This window comes from Rhodobacteraceae bacterium IMCC1335, from assembly GCA_039640495.1.
Taxonomy (GTDB): Bacteria; Pseudomonadota; Alphaproteobacteria; order Rhodobacterales; family Rhodobacteraceae; genus Thalassovivens.
In genome coordinates this window covers 3,497,098-3,515,546 of the sequence record CP046864.1, presented here as the reverse complement: position 1 = coordinate 3,515,546, position 18,449 = coordinate 3,497,098, and the positions used below count along the sequence as shown (strand labels likewise).

Sequence of the window (18,449 nt, the reverse complement as noted above, 5' to 3'; positions counted from 1 at the left end):
GCGTGATCAGATCTATGCTTACTGGGGCAAAAATCTTGCACCAGCAGTCAGATCAAGGGTATCAAGGGCGAAGTTTAAAGAAACCGCCTAGGAAAAAATGATGCCGTATTGTGAGCAAATGCAATGACCTATAGCCGCATTCAACAGCGGGCGCTTGAAGTCTTAGAACCGGGGCGTTCGGGCGATTTATATAGTAAAATCACCGACTATTTGATCGCAGCTTTGGTGATTTTGAACATTATGGCCGTAACACTGGAATCGGTAAGTGATTTTTCAGTCACCTATGCGTCTCAATTTTACTTTTTCGAAGTGTTTAGCGTAGCGATTTTTTCGGTGGAATATTTACTGCGCGTTTGGGCTTGCGCCGCGCGCTCTGATCCCGGCACAAAGCTGTTCGGCAGTTACCGGCTGGGTTATATTTTTAGTTTTAGCGGATTGATCGATATGGTTTCAATCATTCCGTTTTATTTGCAGGCTTTGTTTCCGGGGCTGGATTTACGCGTTTTGCGAACCTTGCGTTTGCTGCGTATTTTCAAATTGTCAAATTACAATACAGCAATCGAAGATTTGTTCAGCGCCATTTATGAAGAGCGTAAATCATTTATTGCCGCTCTTTACCTTTTGGTGATTGCTTTCGTTTTGACCTCCTCGTTGATTTATTTCGCCGAAACCAAAGCCCAGCCCGACAAGTTCGGCTCTATTCCGGATTCAATGTATTGGTCACTGATCACGCTGACCACCGTGGGCTATGGCGATGTCAGCCCCGTGACATGGATTGGAAAAGTGATTTCGATCATTACCGCTTTGATGGGCGTATCCGTTGTGGCGCTTTTAACGGGTATTTTAGCCAACGCGTTTAGCAATCAAATCGCCCGTCGGAAGATGATTTTCGAAGATCAAATCCGTGAAGCGCTGCAAGATGGCGTGGTGGACGCTGTAGAAAGCCGATCCTTAGAGGCTTTGCGCAAAGAATTCGGCCTCTCATCGCAACAAGCAGATGCGTTAATGCGCCATGTTCAACGCGAAAAACGTATGGAATAACGCGCAGTCTTTTGCGCGTTAAAAAGCGCGGGCGCTGTGTCAATATGTATCGCTTTATGCGATGGAAAACGACTTTAATGTCGGTAATGCGAGCGCATAATCGAGCATAATTTTTATACAGATTTGTATATCCATCCATTTTTGAGTGATCTGATTTATGCGCATAGAGGCTTCCGTTTCAACTCCCGTACCGCGCGCTAAACTTTTGCGCGGAAACGGGATTTGTGTAGGCTCTATTTTTCTGTTTTCTCTGGGCTTTCCCGCCGCCGATCTGCTGTTGCAGGATTGGGGTGTTTTGGGGTTGATTTCGATCCGCAACATGCTGGCATTTGGCCTAATCCTATTATTGTTTATTGCGCTGTCAGGCGTGCAGGGGCTGCGCGATTTACCATGGGTAAGAGGCTTCTGGATTGGCTTTACAGGCTTTGGAATTGGTTCAACTTTATTGATTTATGCGCAAGCAATAAGCGATCCGATCACCGCCGCTTTGGCGGCTGCGGCGATGCCAATTTCTGCCGTTTTTATTGAGATAATCTTAGATAAACGGCAGCTTACCCTTCCGTTTTCTATTGGGTTGGTGTTGGTTTTGACGGGTGGGTTTGTTGCCACTGGGGCGGGGCTTACTGGTTTTAATTTGGGTTGGGGCCTGATGGTCGGGTTGGTTTCCGTGTCGTTTTTTGCCTGGGGATCGAGGGCGAGTGTTGTAAACCTGCCCGACACCTCGCCGCTTGCGCGAACTGTCGTCACCACGTTTGGCATGTGGGGTTTTACGCTGCTCTTATGGGGGTTTGGGCGGATATTTGGATGGGCAGGGGCGCATATTCCCCCGCCAAGCGCTGAGCATCTCATTCCAATGTGTATTTACGCGCTTTTAGGAGTGGGAATTTCGCAATTGCTTTGGGTGAAAGGTGTTGGCGAAATTGGGATCGCAATTGCTTCTTTCCATCTGAACGCTGCGCCGTTTTACGTGATGATCGTGATGGTGGCTTTTGGCCAGAGTTTGCAAATCACGCAGGTGATTGGCGCTGCTATTCTGGCATTTGGGGTGATCTTATCGCAAACTAAAAAGGCTTAAGGCCAAAATCTCCCATCGCGCCCCAGCTGCGATGTAGATCAAATATTCGGCTCGCCCTGCAGCCCTAACAGCTTGCGAAACCCTGTCCAATAGCCGGGCAGGCGGGGTGGCTTGGTGAGACCATCATGAATTTCATTCGCCCATTGGGCCATTTCATCCGCGGCAAACGCGCGGCCCCAATCCAAAAATGCCGCGGCTTCGGCAGGGCGTAAGCGGCAGGCGCTTCCCACCAGCCCGATTAATGTTTCGGCCGGCGAATACCATTCATCTTGGATGCCGGTGACTTTGCGTTGCAACATTGGCCCCATCAAGCGCATCAGGCGGTTTTCAGAAAATTGTAAGAGCAGCTTGCCCATGTCATCGCGCGTGTAGTGAATAAGGGGGGGAACGTATCAAAAAAAACCGCTTTGTGCTGGATGATTGCAAAATTTCGGATTGACGGATGAAACCCGACGCGCCCGTCTTCCGGGCTTAAATTATTCCAAAACCTGGCGATCACTTGGCCGGCCGCGTTCAGCATCTGCAACGCTTGTGCATGTGAGGCATTGATCATCAGCGGCCGCATCAATGCGTTGCTGTCAAGCGCTTCTTGAACAATCACCGGAAAGCGGCGCCCATCCATCTCTATCAATAAAAACTCTGTCTCTGGCAGGCCAACCCCGGTTTTATGCAGGATGGCGACATAATCGGTATGGTTTTTTGCAAGCTGATCCAGCGCGCCATGGTCGGATAGGCTTTGGTATATTTTGATGACTTTGCTGCGGAAAGGCCCCGTACGGGGTTGGAATGGCGCGCAAAAATAGCCCAGTTTTGAGATGGTGGTGCCACGCGCGGCGCTATCGGCGCGGATCAGTTGTTTTAGCGCGTCTTGATCAACCATCCTATGCCCTTTACCGTCTTGTTTTCGTAAGGGCGCTATACGCGTTCGCGGGCGGGATGGCCAGAGCTGCAGGGTTAACGATCACAGCGCAGTTGAAGCCCCACTTTGCCTTTCACCGCTTCGGGCCAAACGATGGCGGCCTGATCTTTATCGGATCCGTATTGCAGCTCGATATAAGGCAAAGCATGTCGGCGCGCTCCCGACGCTGTCAGGAGAGGACTTTTTGCGATCAGCGTATCTGCATCCCGGCACTGGGCTTGAAACGGCAGGCGCTGCTCCGTGTCGATGGTCCAAAGAGTGGCGGCGCTGTTCTGATGATGCGTTAAGCGCAAGGGGTTGGCGCTTTGGGTGGTAATATTGTTGAAATTATTGCCCTGAAATTGAATTTGAAAAAACCGCTCCCGGTCAAGATCAGATAGGCTGGTATCGACCGCCTCGATCCGGTCAATAGAGCCATTGATGGCACGGAAGTTATTGCCACTCACGCTCAGGTCCGACAGGCCGTGGCGCTGGCCATAGGGTTTAAGAACCAGAAAGGAAAAGGATGGCGCGACATTGCTGCATAAGAAAATATTATCGCTTATAGTGAGCGCCGAAAAGCCAAACCCGGTTGTATAATCAGGCTTGGCGTCATGTTCATTGGTCCATTCAATAAAACAATTATCGACATAATTGCCCGTGATGGTGCTGGTCGTGTTGGTTTGCGTCAGGGCAATTCCAGCCAGCCGAATGCCGTTTGATCTTTCGTCGCCCTGATAAAAATGATTGCCGCTGATGATATTATTTGAACCGCTTAAAATGGCGAAATGACGAAATCGGGACGCGCGGTTATCGCGCAGTTTGATATCATTTGCATTGGCATTCAACGCGATGCTCACCCGATCTTGTGCTGCAAGCAAGGATTCTGCGGTGATAAAATGGCAGCGGTCAATCAACATGCCTTGGCAGCCCCAGCCGGTTGAGGTGAGACCGCGATAGCTCGGTTTGGTAATCACGCAATCGGCGATATGAAACGTATCACCGGCCCGCGCCAGCATGATACCGTTGGCGATACTATTGCATTTGAGGTTGACGTTTTGCAGCATGAATTTCTGCAATTGATCAAAGCCGCTGAAATCGAGCATGTATTTGAAGCGTGTGAAGGTGAAATCTTGCGTTCCTTCGGCATCATAAAGCGCTTCTGAAAGCGTTGCTTCGCCGGTATTGATATCCACAGAGGTCACATAGATCTCACGGCCAACGCCATTGCCTTCAACCAGTGAGCCGGCTTGGATATTGGCAATATTGTTGAGATTGTACAGCGTTTTGGGATTGGACGGGGCGTAGGTGCCGCGTGAGATGACGATATCGTTTTCCCACGCCGTATTGTGCCGGGCATAAAACTCTCCGTTTCGAATAACCCGCCGCACAGCATATCCCTGGCGCGTGGACACGGCTTTTTGAAGATCGATCGGTGCATTCACGCCGATTGTGCGCCCCCCCAGATCCAACGCGTCATGATCGCCGCTGTTTAAAAGGGCTTGAAAAGCTTTTTTAAAGGCAAGCTCTTCTTCGCCAAACGCATCAATATAGGTGGTGAAGTCGAAATTATTCTGCAGCACAAACGGCGCCGATAGGGGCAATTTAACCGTACCGCGAAACAGCAATTTCGAGCGCAGCGTCAGGCCCTTTTCAATATAAAATTGCCCTTCTGGCACCAACAATCTACGCCCCGCTGCAGCCTCATCCGCGGCGCTGAACGCATCATAATTTGGGGTTTCGCCATCGCCTATGGCGCCGTAATCGCGGATATCCAAGATATTTGTGCTTTGAAGCATGAATAAGGCGCTGACATCTTCGATCTGCAAGCTTTCAATGCGGATAACCCCGCCATTTTGACCCGTGAGGTCAAGCCCGAAATGGCCATAATCGGGACTAGCGCCCCAAACCATATCCACCCCGTCGCGCAGGCCAGGGCCGATAATAGCGCTGACTTCCAACAATTGGCCATAGGCTGTGGGCACCACCGAGGGGCCTATTTGAGTGACTTGGGAAATATGCGCGCCCGAAGCGGCCCCGGCCCAGCCCGCGATGCGTACCCCTGGAAAATGCCCGCTGATCATTTTAACTCTGCATCTCACCCGGAGATAGGTTTCTTTGAGTATTGTAGTTTGCGTGAAGCTGCGCAATTTTTGTACTTCGATCGTTTTGCGCAGCTCTAGGCAGGCGCCAAAATCGCTATCGCCCAGCACCAAGCTGGCATCCGGGCTTAGATCGTATCCGTGATCGCCGGCCACCCCATCGCCGCTTGACCAATTTTCAAGCCCTTCCGCAAAGGTAGGTGGCGTAAATCTGGCAGCCTCGATTGTGCCCAAACCCATATTCTTCCCTTTTCACATGGTTGCGTGAAGCCGTGTTAGGGTTTTTGGGTTAAGATGGGCCGCGCGCAACGCGCGCTGGGCAGCCAGTTACACGCTGAAATCTGAGCTTGGTAAGATTTCCACCCCGGAAATTTTCCAGCTGTCGCCCAGCTTGACCATATAATAACGCAGATAATGCGCTTTTTTGTTTCGATCAAAAATTTGGATATTTTGGGCCATTCCATGGTGATACGGATCAACGCTTAAAAAGGTTACCTTTCCCGGCTTCCACACCATAGGATAGCCGCGTTTGACCATCGATTCAAAATTATCAGGGCCCCCAAAGATGGATTGAATAGACGGGCTTGCATAGCTGAAGGCTTTTGCAAAATCATCGAGCTGAAACGCCTCTAATTGGCGAGAGATCGTGGCTTGGATATCTTCCTTATCGCCGGCGAAGACTGGCGCTGCCAAAAAGAACAAGGCGCATATAAAAGAAATTAGTCGCATATATTTCTCCTCTCTTGTGCAAAAGCTAGATCAGAGATTTATAAAATCAATCTTTTACAAATCCGCCGCTTAAAGCGTGATCGATCAAAGCCACGGTTTCTGTAACCCCGTAAAGGGCAATAAACCCACCAAACCGTGGACCTTGACTGGCGCCCAGTAGCACCTCGTAAATGGCTTTGAACCAAGCGCGCAGCGGTTCAAAACGCTCGCGGCCACAGGCAAATACGATGCTTTGCAGCTGTTCGGGGTCAAGCGGCCCCTGATAGGCCGCCAATTGATCGCGTAAATCCTGAAGCGCGTTGCGCTCAAGATCAGAGGCCGCACGGTAGGTTTTGGTGGGTTTAACGAAATCATTATAATAGCGCACGGCAAACCCCGCGGCTTGATCTAGACCGGGATGAGTGGCGGCTGAGCTATCCGGGGCGTAGCGCTGAATAAAGCCCCATAATTGGTCTTTATCATCGGCATTGGCAACCGCAGCCAGATTCAGCAACATACTAAAAGACACGGCCATATCGGGCTTTGGCGCATTCTGCCCGTGAATATGAAAAATGGGGTTGTTCAATTGCGCTGCCAGCTCTTGTGTGTGGAAGGCTTTGAGCTGTTGCTGATATTCATCCATGGCCTTCGGAATCACGTCAAAATGCATCCGTTTTGCGGTTTTTGGTTTGAGATACATAAAATAAGATAGGCTTTCGGTGGTGGCATAGCGCAGCCATTCGTCAATAGAGACCCCGTTGCCTGAGGTTTTAGAAATTTTCTGCCCCTGCTCGTCTAAGAAAAGCTCATAGGTGAAATGTTCGGGGGCGCGCGCGCCTAAAAGGCGGCAAATTTTGTCATAAATAGGTGTATTGGTTGAGTGGTCTTTGCCATACATTTCAAAGTCAACGCCCAGCGCCGCCCAGCGGGCGCCGAAATCAGGTTTCCATTGAAGTTTGACATTGCCACCGGTCACTGGAAGGGTGAATTCACGCCCGTCTTCATCATCGAATGTCACCGTGCCCGCTTGCGCATCAACCGCCTTCATTGGTACGTAAAGCACCCGGCCCGTTTCCGGGTGTATCGGTAGAAATATTGAATAGCTCTGGCGCCGCTCTTCGCGCAACGAAGCGAGCATCACCTCCATAATCGCGTCGTATTTTTCCGCCGCGCGCAATAGAACTTTGTCAAACTGGCCTGATCTGTAAAATTCTGTGGCCGAGTAAAATTCATAGTCAAACCCGAACGTGTCTAAAAACCGGCGCAGCATGGCATTGTTATGGTGGCCAAAGCTTTCATAATCGCCAAACGGGTCGGGCACAGAGGTCAGCGGCTTTTGCATATGAGCGTGCAAACGCTCTGGGTTTGGCACGTTGCCCGGAACTTTGCGCATACCGTCCAAATCATCAGAAAAACAGATTAACTTGGTTGGGATATCACTGATTTGTTGAAATGCGCGCATCACCATTGTGGTGCGCGATACTTCGCCAAACGTACCAATATGGGGAAGGCCAGAAGGCCCATAGCCCGTTTCAAACAGCACATAGCCTTTTTCCGGTGGCGCCGCAGAATAGCGTTTGAGCAGCCGGCGTGCCTCTTCAAAAGGCCAAGCTTTCGCACTTAGGGCGAGGTCACGCATATTCGACATTGCTTCGTTCTCCGAGATTGTCAGCAGGTCTGGTCGCAAATTTCTGCTGAAGGTTGCGGCTTCCTATTGCGACTGGACCAATAGGTCAATATTCTCTAAAAAAGACCTGTCGCTGTAGGATCAGATAATGGCCGAAAATATCCCAAAAGTTCTAACCCCACAGGATTGTTTGGTGACGTTGATGATGGCAATCTCGGCCTCGGATGGGCGCATTTTAACCGCTGAGCTGGTCAAAATTCAGTCGGCCGTGAACCATTTGCCAATTTTTGCCGATTATGACGTGGATCGATTCACGCTGATGTCGCAGGTGGTTTTTAATCTTTTTGAAAAAGAAGATGGGTTGGATATGCTTTTTGGCCTCATTCGCGAAAACCTACCGGATCGATTATTTGAAACCGCCTATGCTTTATGTTGCGATGTGGCGGCGGCGGATGGCATCATTCGTGAGCCTGAATTGCGGCTTTTGGAAGAGATGCGATATGAGCTGAATATCGATCGTTTGCACGCCGCCGCGATCGAGCGCGGCGCGCGCGCGCGCCACGTTATAGCCTAGCGCGGTTTAAAGCTGTTGCGACCATTTGCGCAGCACGTTTTGCTGGACTTGTTTGGCCCGTCTGTTCCAGTAACGCGCATTTCGCGAGGTTTCTCGGGCTGAGGCCAATAGTTTTTGGCGCTGCTCAAGATCTTGACAGAAAATGGCAAATGCATAGGGCCGCGCAACCCCTTCCGTGACATAGCCCGCCAAGGCGCTGACATAATGCAACGTTCCGGTTTTCGCCAGAATCAGCGCCGCGGATGTGCGATCAAGATTGCCACGGGCATCTCGCGGTTTGATTTTCTTCATCAATTGCGGAAACTCTGGCCATATCAGCAGCGCTTTTTGCAGCGCGCCTACCATGTCATTGGGTGTCACCCGGGACGCAGCGCCGAGCCCCGAATGGTCAATGAATAGGCTATTTTGCATATCTAATCTGGCTTTTGCCCACCGCGTCATGTGGCGCGCCGAGGCCTCTAATTGTCCAATAGTGCCGCCGCTGGCGCGGGTGGCGGCCAAGCCCAGCATTTCTGCGGTGATATTAGTAGAATATTTCATCATATCTTTGATGATTTCTGGTAAGGGATCGCTTTGACAATTCGCCAGTACGGTCTGAGCAGCTGGCATATTGGCCGCTTCGGCTTTGGGCAGCGCGACGCCTTGTGTCTTTAACAGACTGCGCAGGACCTCAGCCGTATGGGCAGCGGGGCGCCTAACCGGCAACCAACGCCCACCAGTTTTGCCAAGGGCGCTGCGGGCAACATTCCATTCTTCATAATCAGATCTTTCAGAATATTTGAACACTGGCGCGCCGCGCTTTTCAATCACCAGTTTGACACCGCTCACTGTGGGGCGGTGGTTCAAGCCGCGCGCTTCAAGCCAAGTTTGATAGCGTCCATTCTTTAACTTCCATTCAAAGAATACCCTATTGTTGTTCAGGTTTAGGCCGGAAAGGGCTGGGTTATAACCTACATGTGCCGGTTGTTGGGGATCGATCTGATATATCTCTTTATAAGTACCTGTGGCATAAAGAAAGCGGCCCGTTATTGTTTTGAAGCCCGTCTTAGCCAGCGCTTTGGCCAATTTTCCCAAAGCATCAGTGGTCAGAGTTGGATCCCCATCTCCTTGCAAGATAAGATCGCCGATTAAAACGCCATCTTTCACTTGCCCGGTGGTGGCAAGCGTGGTGTTAAAGCGAAAATCCCTGCCCAGTTTATCAAGCGCATAAAGCGCGGTGATCGCTTTGGTAACGCTGGCCGGCGCAAACCTATCCTCTCCGCGGTGGTTCTCGATCAACCCGCCCTGCGCTAGATCACATACCGCGCAGCCGCGCTTCCCGCTGAGGCTGGGTGTGGCCAAAGCGCTGCGCAAGGCCGCAAAAGGTTGCGGAGCAGGGCGCGGTTTGGGCCGTAAGCTGCGCAGAGGCGCGGTGGCGGCGGCTGGTGAGGCCAAAAGTGAAGCTGCCAGCCATGCTGCGAATTTTCGCCTTGTTATTTTATCGCTCATATCTACACATATTCTTTGCTTGGGGCGTTTTAAATCCGAAATAAGGCTGTGTAATGCATAGGGCGATTTTGATTATGCTGGTTGCGATGTCGTTGATCCCTTTGGGGGATACGGCGGGTAAATTGATGACAGACCAAAGCGCTCTTTCACCGTTTTTCGCCGCTTGGAGCAGGTTTGCGGTTGGCGCCCTCATATTAGCTTTTTTTGTACGCCGCGCCGCATATAAACTGTTGTTGGATTGGCGTATTATCGCGCGGGCCAGCATATTGGTCTGCGGTATTACGTCCATTCTAACAGCCCTTTCCACTGTTCCAATTGCCACTGTGTATGCGGTGTTTTTCATCGGCCCTTTGATCAGCTATATCCTAGCTGTTCTTTTTCTGAAAGAGCCCATTGGCGGGCTACGTTTGGCTTTGGTTGCAGGCGGCTTTTTAGGGGTTGTGATCGTATCGCAGCCTCAGGGACAATTTGATCCAAATCTTCTTTTTGCCGTGTTGGCGGGGCTGTGTTATGGGGTTTTTTTGGCTTTGTCTCGCGCGCTGTCCGAGATTGCGCCACCCGTGGAGATTGCAGCCACTCAATTGGCCTATGGGGCATTTGTTCTTTTGCCTTTTGCGGTTTGGAATTGGCCGGGCATAACCCTTGAGCTGGGTTTTTTGGGGGCGGTATCCGGGATTGCCTCAATGGCTGGCAATTTGCTTTTAATAATGGCTTATGCTTTGGCGCCGGCCACGCGTTTGGCGCCTTTTGTTTATTTCCAGATCGTTATCGCTACGATCAGCGGCGCAGTGGTTTTTGACGATTGGCCGAATATGCTCAGCTGGACCGGCATTGCGGTTATTTTACTCTGCGGCGGCCTCTCGGCCAGCCGGGTGAGCCGCCCGAAGGCGCAGCCGGGTTGAGGAGATATCCGTCATTGGAATGGGAAGATAGCACCAACAAGGCGCGCTTTGGCGGCCTAAAAGCTGGCTTTGATGCATTGGCAGGCGGGCCGCACGATAAATTCTGCTGGCGCGCGCGTTAAGCGGCGCCATCTGGTCGCCGGGTCGCGCCAATATGCCAATGGGCACCGAATTCATAATGGTTTCCCATGCGTGCCATTTGTGAAACTGGTTCAGGTTATCGGCGCCCATCAGCCAAACAAAACGATATTGTGGATAGCGTTGTTTTAAGGCGGCAATCGTGTCGGATGTAAAACAGGTGCCGAGGTCACTTTCAATGCCGGTGATGTCAACCTTTGGGTGCTCCATCATTCGTTTTGCCGCGCGTATTCTGGATAAAAGCGGGTCTGGCCCCGTTGTTTTGAGCGGATTGGCGGGGCTGACCACCCACCAAACCCGATCAAGCCCGAAGCGGCGCAGCGCGTGCCGCGTTATTTCAACATGCCCCGCATGCGCAGGGTCGAAAGAGCCGCCCAAAAGGCCAATGATGCGTTGTGCTGCCATACTCTGCTCGCGTCTTTCTGGTTCGTGCGGGGCACGGATCGTATTCTTCTTCAATAACCACCCTAAAGACAGAAGTCATCCCCGCCGCTCCGGCTGCATCTGCAGAGTTTAAATTTTAACCTGAGGCGTTGCCCCCGCGCCCCCATTTGGGTATCTAACCATTCTGAATTAATGCCCTAAGGAGCAATCGAGATGGCCGCGTATCAATATGTTTATCACATGGATGGTGTTTCAAAGACCTATCCGGGGGGTAAGAAATGCTTTGAGAATATTCGATTGTCATTTTTGCCCGGCGTAAAAATCGGTGTGGTTGGGGTGAATGGCGCGGGTAAATCGACGCTGATGAAAATTATGGCGGGGCTTGATAAAGATTTTACAGGCGAAGCCTGGTCGGCCGAAGGCGCAAGAGTCGGCTATTTGTCGCAAGAGCCTAAATTGGACGAAGAGCTGAACGTTCGCGATAATGTGATGCTGGGCGTGGCCGAGAAAAAAGCCATTTTGGAACGCTATAATGAGCTGGCAATGAATTATTCCGATGAAACCGCGGATGAAATGGCCAATCTTCAAGATAAGATTGATGCAGAAAACCTGTGGGATTTGGATAGTCAAATCGATGTGGCAATGGAGGCGCTGAGATGTCCAGATGATGAGGCTGATGTGGCCACGTTATCCGGGGGTGAGCGGCGTCGGGTGGCCCTGTGTCGGTTGCTGCTCGAGGCACCCGATATGCTGCTACTCGATGAACCGACCAACCATTTGGACGCAGAAACCATCGCGTGGCTGCAGCAGCATCTGATCGATTATAAGGGTACAATTTTGATTGTGACGCATGATCGTTATTTCTTGGATGATATCACCGGTTGGATTCTTGAGCTGGATCGCGGCAGCGGCATTCCTTATGAGGGAAATTACTCAAGCTGGCTGGAACAAAAGGCCAAACGCCTTTCGCAAGAGGCACGCGAGGATAAGAGCCGGCAAAAAACGCTTGAGCGCGAATTGGAATGGATGCGCCAGGGTCAAAAAGCCCGGCAAGCCAAACAAAAAGCCCGGATCAATGCCTATAATGATCTGGCCAATCAATCCGAGCGCGAGAAAATTAGCCGCGCGCAAATCGTTATTCCAAACGGGCCGCGGCTAGGTGGTAAAGTGATCGAGGTGGATGGTTTACACAAAGCCATGGGTGACAAACTGCTGATCGAAAATCTTGAGTTCTCTTTGCCACCGGGGGGTATCGTGGGGGTAATTGGCCCGAACGGGGCTGGCAAATCAACGCTTTTCAAAATGCTCACGCAGCATGAAGCGCCGGATGCGGGCGCTATTACCTATGGGGATACGGTTGAATTATCCTATGTTGATCAGTCGCGGGATGATTTGAAAGACGATGCTACCGTGTGGGAGGCGATCGCCGATGGTCAAGATATCATCCATCTTGGCGATGCCGAAGTGAATTCACGTGCCTATTGCTCGGCGTTTAATTTCAAAGGGGGCGATCAACAAAAAAAGGTGGGGTTGCTGTCTGGAGGAGAGCGCAATCGCGTTCATATGGCCCGGCTGCTGAAATCAGGCGGTAACGTATTGCTGCTCGATGAACCGACGAATGATCTTGATGTAGAAACCTTGCGCGCGCTTGAGGACGCTCTGGTCGATTTTGCAGGTTGCGCGGTTGTGATCTCGCATGATCGCTTTTTCTTAGACCGGATTTGCACGCATATTTTGGCCTTTGAAGGCGAGGCGCATGTGGAATGGTTTGAAGGAAACTTTGCCGATTATGAAGAGGATAAGAAGCGGCGTTTGGGCGCGGATGCTTTAAAGCCGAAGCGGATAAAGCATAAAAAGTTTTCTCGATAATAGCGAATAATTTTACACTGATCAGTAAAGTCTGAAATTGAGAGAATAACTTTTAAATTTTAGGCTGTTTCTCTGACAAATATATTGAATATGACGGCTGATCTTGTTTTACTCTCAGAGGTAAAATGGAGAAAGAGCTGATGAAAAAATTTGTCATTATGGCGGCTGTAATCTGCGGTCTTAGTGGGTGCAGCACGTTGTCTGATTATAATATGAACCCTGCAGACTGGTTTTCAGGCGCTAGCGAGTAAACCGTTCAGAGGCGCCGGTTATACGGCGCCTCTGGGTGTTGCCCCACTTTGTTGCGCCTTATAAGCGCTAGCCTGCAACACCGCTTTGAGAATCGGCAGTCGTTCTTTGCCGGCGCATTATGAGCATCAAGAACAGGCAGACTACAAACAAGCCTCCGATATCCCCAATCACGAAGATCAGCATGGCGAAGCTTTGTCCTCCCGTGAACCCGTTAAAAATTGCGGCGTTGAATATGCTGGCAAAGGATCCAATGAGAAAAACGGGTATGAATTTCGGAACGTGCATCGCTGTTGCAAAAAAATCAAAGCCGCAGCGTTTGAAACATTCAAATGTGAGAGGAACGATTACAAGACCCGCAATCATTCCGATCGCGGCGGCATTGGTAAAGCCCGGCAACCCCAATATCATATAATGGCCCAGAACAACGCCGGGCATCAGCAAGAAAATCGATTTCCAGCCATAGAGCCACGCTGTAAGAACGCGCACAGCATGCGGAAAAAACAATAGACTGCCGAAAATCTCTACACCCAGCGCCCAATTTTGCACGGGCTGGACGATTTGGATTGTCAATAACAATCCAAATATATATGCCAGCGACGGTATGTAAAACTCGATTGTGCGCATAGGATATGCCTCCGATGCGATTAGTATAAGCTGGTGACTATTAAGTTAAAAGTAAGGACATCCTTACCTTTTAGGGTTGTTTAAGGCCTTGTAATTAGCGCTCTTTATTGCGACTGGATTATATATCCACCACGACCCTTGCCATTATAAGCCAGGTGATTTTGATCAATAAGAGACTTCAACGCGCGGAAAATAGACGGGCGAGATGAGGATTTTAAAAACCGATGTGCAAGAATATCTTTGGTTTTAACAATCGGTGCAGCGTCTTTTAATTCGACGCATGCGAGCATCACATCACGCTCAAGGTGAGACACATCTGTGAGCCCAACTTCGCTTTCCATATCCAGCATTAAGCCTCTCAGTTTCGCTAAATGTGTTAACGATGACATGATAAGTTCCTTTGACCAGTTACTCTCGAGTTCTATAACAAAAAAACGATTAATAAAATAGCAATTATCAAAACGAACTAATAAACAGACATATTTTGTGAAAATCTATGATTGATTGCGCTATCAAATCCGGTTCCGTCCCCGGAGCCTGGTGCTTTATGTCATAGTCTTAAAGTGAGGGCGGTGGCGTGCGTTTGCGATCCTTATCAGCCGCCGCGGTTAACGCGGGTGCGCTGTTTGTAAGGCCGCGGGCGGCGAAGATGATTCAAACAATAAATAAACGCCAAGGCTTGCTTTTACAAATATGCATTTAAACTAAACTTTTGATACAAGGCACGGGGCTTGTTTCATGCCAATGTGAGCAATGCCTGCAATAAAATTTGCCCCAGCGGAAGAATGCCATTGGATAGGTTAGCGGACGCTGATTCGGCATTGTACGGCTGTCTTTCCGCCAATTTTTAAGACAATATGGTCTCCAGATTGCACCAAATGCATGCCAAGGGCGGTTCCTCCGAGAACTATATTTCCGGATGCCATCTTCAAATCATACTCTGCCAAATGAGAGGTGAGCCAATCCAATGAAGATCTTGGTCCCCCGTCCATCGGCCACATGTTACCAGCATCGATTTCGGCGCCATTCACTTCTAGCGATAGAATTGATTTCTCGCCATATATGTTGGGCAGGCCTTTCCAATTTTGATCGGGCAGAATTATTCCTTTATTCAGACCATTATTCGCAATCAGTTCTGACAAAGATTTTTTGGGAGCGCGAAAAACGAAATTATGCAATTCAATCACTGGGAAGACGGAGGTGATTTCGCCGCCTGCTCCGGTCTGAAAAGCCATTTCAGCTTCAATAGCTAAATTATCAAATTGATTGAGGTTTAGCGTGGCGCCGCTTTGATGAATTTCTTGGTTGAACAAAGTCCCGCGAATTGGCCCCTGCATGCCAAAAAGTTTTATTATGCCAGGCCCCGTACATCCCACCTTGTAACCGGCTATTGTCTCACCTTTTTGTAGCCTCAATTTGACCATGGTGTCTTGGATGGCATAGGCTTCATTGATGGTTATGTGAAAGCCTTCATCCCTGAATATAGTGCCTGGTTTGTTGCTTTGGTAATCTGCCAGCTGTCGACGTGCCCAGGCATCGATTTTATGTGTCATTTAAATTTATCTACCGCGCTCGTAATCTACAGTTTATTCACCTTGAAGCCTATCTTAGCAAAGAGCACTTGATCAAGGCAGCGCCCGACTTTCTTTTGCCTATGTGATGAAAGCTCGTTGAAGATATAACCACATTGTTGCGGTACAATAATGGGTGATCAGGTTAGGGTTGGCGCCTGTTTATCAAGGGCCACGCATCGAGCGTTTAAAATACCTTCCGACCAAATCACCATTGCCATGATTTTTAGAGCCTGCCATTGTTATGGGCGAAAATAACTAAACGAGCGATCGCAAATACTCACACTGGGAGGTTTTAATAATGCCTAGCGATATACAGGAAGCAAAATGCTTTTGTGGAGAGACAGCAATACATTTCAAAAATGATCCTATGATGCATGTCATGTGTCATTGCACCGATTGCAAGGTTCTTTTTGACGGCTCGTCCAAAATGTTTGTTTACACTGAACTTGATGTTGAGCTGTCGGGAGCTTTTCAAACCTTTAGCTATAAAGGCGGCAGTGGGAATTTGCTGAACCTGACTTTTTGTAGCTCATGCGGCATGAATGTGTGTACTAAGCCAGATTTACTTGAAGGGATGGTGTATATATTTTCGGGTATGTTGCGCGGGTTTTATGAATTCAAACCGAATGTAGAATTGTTTACAGATCATAGATTTCCATGGGAAAAACAGCCAGACACGGCGATCCAATCCTATTCCCATAATGGCACGGTTGAGCGGATAGGAGAGCTTTTGGAAAATTTGGATCAACGAGGATAAACAATCCATCTTGCACAGGGTAATGATTGCACACACACGCGCTATTCGCTGCGTGTCGACTTGGACCAAAGGCGAAAAAAGTCATCTTAGTTAGGCGGAACAAAAACACCGCTCATGATCAAAGAAAGCTGTCTCTTTGACCTTAACATTTGGTCGACAGCCATTTCAATTTATCGTAACGTTCATTTATGAAAATTGATGGAAATATAGCTGCGCAAGTCGCCCTACAAGCCAGAAACACCGCGCCTAAAGCGCCGGTGGTTGCGCATAAAACGAACGGGGCTAAAGGTGAAAACTCTGCTGATGTGGTTCTATCTCAAGAGCTCATTGCAAAAAACTACCTTAAAGTGACGGCATCCATGGAAGCGGGAAAATCCAGAGGAGCATCGCTGTCCAAAATTTCAGATAACTACGATAATATTCCAAAGGTTGGCCTGTTAAATGCCAATTCGGGGCCAAAATCTGGACCAGCTTCGGTATCGTTAGAACTATCTGGCATTCGTAGAGATACGATCACTATGATGAACGAATTGCCCGTTGAGGTGAATATTCAAGTGGCAGACGAGATTCGTGCGTTAATTGCCAAGAATGAGTGGCCTACAGATACCAAGTCAATCAACGAAAAAATCAAACAGATTACAAACGCCATTCAATCTCAGCTTTAAAGCTGGGCTATGCCTTTTTATTCCCGCTTTATTAATGGGGGCCTGAAAATAGCTTGGTCATTCGGTGATGTGCTGTCAGCCTCTCATTTAGTATCATATCTGCGCCCCATATGACCAACGACAAACCTCCTTGCTTTTGGTATGTTTTCATTTTTTTAAAGAACGGGTTTGAGAATGAATTTCGCTTACCCAAACCTTTGCTGACAAAAGCATCGTTCAGAGTTTAGGGCGGTTTTTCAGTTCGCATGGGTAAATTTAATTGACCAGCAGCTACTCGTCACTTTGTATAAAAAACATAAGTCGAAAGGGTTGGTGTCGGGTATGTCAGGTAAAATCAAAAGTTTTCAGAAAGAAAAAAATTATAAAAGTTTTACTTTCACCTGACATCGGTGACACCCTCTAGAAGAGTACGTCCTTATCTTTACCTTCAATCACATCCTTTTCATTCTACCGACGAAGAACCCCGGCCCGGTACGCATGGGCCACACCCCCTATGCCCGTTATATATACTTGGGCTTTGACAGTGAGGTGAGCTGTGGGTGTGTTAACCAGTTTGTAAAAGATTGACGGAAGTTAAAGATCATCTGGCTTTGAAGACGATCTTGCCTTCTTGTCGGCATCAAATAAGTGCTGCAGCCTGACACATTACACGCAATTTGTCCTCAGCTAGTTTTGGTGAAAGGAGGCCTAACCCACAATCGGGAGCAACTACCAGCCGATCTCGGTCGATATGGTTCATTGCTGCTTGAAGCCGTTCCCTTACTTCGTCGACCGTTTCTAGGCGGCTGGATGCTATTGCGACAGCACCAAAAATAACAGTTTTATTTTGAAACTGTTCTAAAAGTGACAAATCATTACAACAATGCTTGTCCTCGATCGAAATCTGATCAAATGCTGCTTCATCAATTGCTTCACTAAGTTGATGGTAACTTGTTGGATCTGCTTTTTTATAATCATCATCATCTAAGTGATCGGGGTAACCGCAACACATATGAACAATTCGTGTCACAGAGTCTGGTACATTATGAAAGCACCTCTCTAATCCCTCCATACCAAAGCCCAGTGCTTCTTTTACCGAGCGAGCAAACAGAGGCTCATCAACTTGGATGTACTTACATCCTGCTTCTACCAGCGAAAGGATTTCTTTATTCACTGTTTCTGCCAAGGCTGCGTTTAACTTTGGACGATCGTTGTAAAAACAATCTGCTGTTGTATCCATTATCGTCAAAGGTCCTGGCAAGGTAAATTTTACTGGTTTGGAGCTCAAATTCTGACTGGCTACATAATCGTGCACACTGTAGCTCTTTCCCGAATGGCTAATTTTATTTCTGATTGCGGGTAGGTCAGTTTCATATGCGCCATCACGTAGAACCCGATGTTCTAAAGTTTCAAAATCAAAGCCGTCTAAATGACGGCAATGGTAGTGGATATAATTTTCACGCCGAACTTCGCCATCTGTAGGAATTGAAATTCCAGATCTAAGCTGAATATCCAAAATCTCTTTGGTAGCTTTTAAAAAGAGATCTTCATGAGCGTTCTGATTCTTTATGTCTCTTGAATACATCCTTGTCGTTTCAGCAGTATTCATTCCTCCAGTTTCACGAGACAGATCAAACCAATCTCGAATCGGAACGTACTTGGGCTTAGGAAAGGCACCGATTGTTGTAGTCTCTAATGGAGCCATTATCTGTAATCCTTCTACCGAAAATTCGATTTTTATTTTCGGATATTATACTGTGAAAGCAAAACCGTTAAAACCCTTGGTGTCGGG

Annotated in this window: 16 protein-coding genes and 1 pseudogene; 7 read left to right on the top strand and 10 right to left on the bottom strand. The window is 48.8% G+C overall.

All coding sequences use genetic code 11. The features are described from left to right. The first annotated feature begins 123 nt into the window (after positions 1–123). Both GN241_17100 and GN241_17095 read left to right on the top strand, forming a co-directional pair. Positions 124–1,041, top strand: a complete 918-nt coding sequence (locus GN241_17100; GenBank protein XAT58922.1) for an ion transporter — start codon at positions 124–126, stop codon at positions 1,039–1,041. 157 nt (positions 1,042–1,198) lie between these two features. After that, positions 1,199–2,116 (top strand): EamA family transporter, encoded by a 918-nt coding sequence (locus GN241_17095; protein XAT58921.1) that lies wholly within the window; start codon positions 1,199–1,201, stop codon positions 2,114–2,116. A gap of 38 nt (positions 2,117–2,154) precedes the next feature. Here GN241_17095 and GN241_17090 read toward each other — a convergent pair. The 4 genes and pseudogenes from GN241_17090 to GN241_17075 form a co-directional block, all read right to left on the bottom strand. Further along, positions 2,155–2,996 (bottom strand): annotated as a pseudogene (locus GN241_17090) (hypothetical protein). Positions 2,997–3,070: 74 nt separating this feature from the next. After that, positions 3,071–5,356 carry a right-handed parallel beta-helix repeat-containing protein gene (locus tag GN241_17085; GenBank protein XAT58920.1) on the bottom strand — a complete coding sequence of 762 codons (2,286 nt, stop codon included), beginning with the start codon at positions 5,354–5,356 and terminating at the stop codon, positions 3,071–3,073. Between the two features lie 87 nt (positions 5,357–5,443). Continuing rightward, positions 5,444–5,845 carry a DUF4864 domain-containing protein gene (locus GN241_17080; protein ID XAT58919.1) on the bottom strand — a complete coding sequence of 134 codons (402 nt, stop codon included), beginning with the start codon at positions 5,843–5,845 and terminating at the stop codon, positions 5,444–5,446. Between the two features lie 46 nt (positions 5,846–5,891). Next, on the bottom strand, positions 5,892–7,472 hold the full coding sequence (locus GN241_17075) for a lysine--tRNA ligase (GenBank protein XAT58918.1): 1,581 nt from the start codon (positions 7,470–7,472) through the stop codon (positions 5,892–5,894). 127 nt (positions 7,473–7,599) lie between these two features. On the opposite strand from GN241_17075, the gene GN241_17070 reads away from it, so the two are divergent. Continuing rightward, the gene (locus tag GN241_17070; GenBank protein XAT58917.1) at positions 7,600–8,025 is read left to right on the top strand and encodes a 2-dehydro-3-deoxyphosphooctonate aldolase; all 426 of its coding nucleotides are present in this window, start codon (positions 7,600–7,602) and stop codon (positions 8,023–8,025) included. 6 nt (positions 8,026–8,031) lie between these two features. Here GN241_17070 and dacB read toward each other — a convergent pair whose 3' ends face one another. Then, a complete protein-coding gene (gene dacB, locus GN241_17065; GenBank protein ID XAT58916.1) occupies positions 8,032–9,513 on the bottom strand; it encodes a D-alanyl-D-alanine carboxypeptidase/D-alanyl-D-alanine-endopeptidase in 1,482 nt (493 codons plus the stop codon). A 53-nt stretch (positions 9,514–9,566) separates the two neighbouring features. On the opposite strand from dacB, the gene GN241_17060 reads away from it, so the two are divergent. After that, the gene (locus GN241_17060; protein ID XAT58915.1) at positions 9,567–10,415 is read left to right on the top strand and encodes an EamA family transporter; all 849 of its coding nucleotides are present in this window, start codon (positions 9,567–9,569) and stop codon (positions 10,413–10,415) included. Here GN241_17060 and GN241_17055 read toward each other — a convergent pair. Next, positions 10,356–10,958: a nicotinate-nucleotide adenylyltransferase gene (locus tag GN241_17055; GenBank protein ID XAT58914.1), complete on the bottom strand. Its 603-nt coding sequence runs from the start codon at positions 10,956–10,958 to the stop codon at positions 10,356–10,358. The two genes, GN241_17060 and GN241_17055, sit on opposite strands and share 60 nt — an antisense overlap. A 192-nt stretch (positions 10,959–11,150) precedes the next feature. On the opposite strand from GN241_17055, the gene ettA reads away from it, so the two are divergent. After that, a complete protein-coding gene (gene ettA, locus GN241_17050) occupies positions 11,151–12,806 on the top strand; it encodes an energy-dependent translational throttle protein EttA (GenBank protein XAT58913.1) in 1,656 nt (551 codons plus the stop codon). Between the two features lie 318 nt (positions 12,807–13,124). Here the strand turns inward: ettA and GN241_17045 are convergent, their stop codons facing one another. The 3 genes from GN241_17045 to GN241_17035 form a co-directional block, all read right to left on the bottom strand. Beyond that, the gene (locus GN241_17045) at positions 13,125–13,682 is read right to left on the bottom strand and encodes a hypothetical protein (protein ID XAT58912.1); all 558 of its coding nucleotides are present in this window, start codon (positions 13,680–13,682) and stop codon (positions 13,125–13,127) included. Positions 13,683–13,786: 104 nt separating this feature from the next. Continuing rightward, positions 13,787–14,071, bottom strand: a complete 285-nt coding sequence (locus tag GN241_17040; GenBank protein XAT58911.1) for a hypothetical protein — start codon at positions 14,069–14,071, stop codon at positions 13,787–13,789. A 411-nt stretch (positions 14,072–14,482) separates the two neighbouring features. Next, positions 14,483–15,235 (bottom strand): hypothetical protein, encoded by a 753-nt coding sequence (locus tag GN241_17035; GenBank protein ID XAT58910.1) that lies wholly within the window; start codon positions 15,233–15,235, stop codon positions 14,483–14,485. 319 nt (positions 15,236–15,554) lie between these two features. On the opposite strand from GN241_17035, the gene GN241_17030 reads away from it, so the two are divergent. Together GN241_17030 and GN241_17025 are read left to right on the top strand one after the other, a co-directional pair. Beyond that, complete coding sequence (locus tag GN241_17030) at positions 15,555–16,013, top strand: hypothetical protein (protein ID XAT58909.1); 459 nt, start codon at positions 15,555–15,557, stop codon at positions 16,011–16,013. A 188-nt stretch (positions 16,014–16,201) separates the two neighbouring features. Continuing rightward, complete coding sequence (locus tag GN241_17025; GenBank protein XAT58908.1) at positions 16,202–16,678, top strand: hypothetical protein; 477 nt, start codon at positions 16,202–16,204, stop codon at positions 16,676–16,678. A gap of 619 nt (positions 16,679–17,297) precedes the next feature. Here GN241_17025 and GN241_17020 read toward each other — a convergent pair. After that, entirely contained in the window at positions 17,298–18,362 is a 1,065-nt protein-coding gene (locus GN241_17020; protein XAT58907.1) for a 5-methyltetrahydropteroyltriglutamate--homocysteine methyltransferase, read from the bottom strand. Positions 18,363–18,449 lie beyond the last annotated feature (87 nt).

What these genes read in the sequence shown, in the direction of transcription:
- GN241_17040 (XAT58911.1), bottom strand. Translation starts at nt 14,071, where the DNA reads ATGTCATCGTTAACACATTTAGCGAAACTGAGAGGCTTAATGCTGGAT.
- ettA (XAT58913.1), top strand. Translation starts at nt 11,151, where the DNA reads ATGGCCGCGTATCAATATGTTTATCACATGGATGGTGTTTCAAAGACC.
- GN241_17025 (XAT58908.1), top strand. Translation starts at nt 16,202, where the DNA reads ATGAAAATTGATGGAAATATAGCTGCGCAAGTCGCCCTACAAGCCAGA.
- dacB (XAT58916.1), bottom strand. Translation starts at nt 9,513, where the DNA reads ATGAGCGATAAAATAACAAGGCGAAAATTCGCAGCATGGCTGGCAGCT.
- GN241_17060 (XAT58915.1), top strand. Translation starts at nt 9,567, where the DNA reads ATGCATAGGGCGATTTTGATTATGCTGGTTGCGATGTCGTTGATCCCT.
- GN241_17045 (XAT58912.1), bottom strand. Translation starts at nt 13,682, where the DNA reads ATGCGCACAATCGAGTTTTACATACCGTCGCTGGCATATATATTTGGA.
- GN241_17030 (XAT58909.1), top strand. Translation starts at nt 15,555, where the DNA reads ATGCCTAGCGATATACAGGAAGCAAAATGCTTTTGTGGAGAGACAGCA.
- GN241_17100 (XAT58922.1), top strand. Translation starts at nt 124, where the DNA reads ATGACCTATAGCCGCATTCAACAGCGGGCGCTTGAAGTCTTAGAACCG.
- GN241_17075 (XAT58918.1), bottom strand. Translation starts at nt 7,472, where the DNA reads ATGTCGAATATGCGTGACCTCGCCCTAAGTGCGAAAGCTTGGCCTTTT.
- GN241_17055 (XAT58914.1), bottom strand. Translation starts at nt 10,958, where the DNA reads ATGGCAGCACAACGCATCATTGGCCTTTTGGGCGGCTCTTTCGACCCT.
- GN241_17035 (XAT58910.1), bottom strand. Translation starts at nt 15,235, where the DNA reads ATGACACATAAAATCGATGCCTGGGCACGTCGACAGCTGGCAGATTAC.
- GN241_17070 (XAT58917.1), top strand. Translation starts at nt 7,600, where the DNA reads ATGGCCGAAAATATCCCAAAAGTTCTAACCCCACAGGATTGTTTGGTG.
- GN241_17020 (XAT58907.1), bottom strand. Translation starts at nt 18,362, where the DNA reads ATGGCTCCATTAGAGACTACAACAATCGGTGCCTTTCCTAAGCCCAAG.
- GN241_17080 (XAT58919.1), bottom strand. Translation starts at nt 5,845, where the DNA reads ATGCGACTAATTTCTTTTATATGCGCCTTGTTCTTTTTGGCAGCGCCA.
- GN241_17095 (XAT58921.1), top strand. Translation starts at nt 1,199, where the DNA reads ATGCGCATAGAGGCTTCCGTTTCAACTCCCGTACCGCGCGCTAAACTT.
- GN241_17085 (XAT58920.1), bottom strand. Translation starts at nt 5,356, where the DNA reads ATGGGTTTGGGCACAATCGAGGCTGCCAGATTTACGCCACCTACCTTT.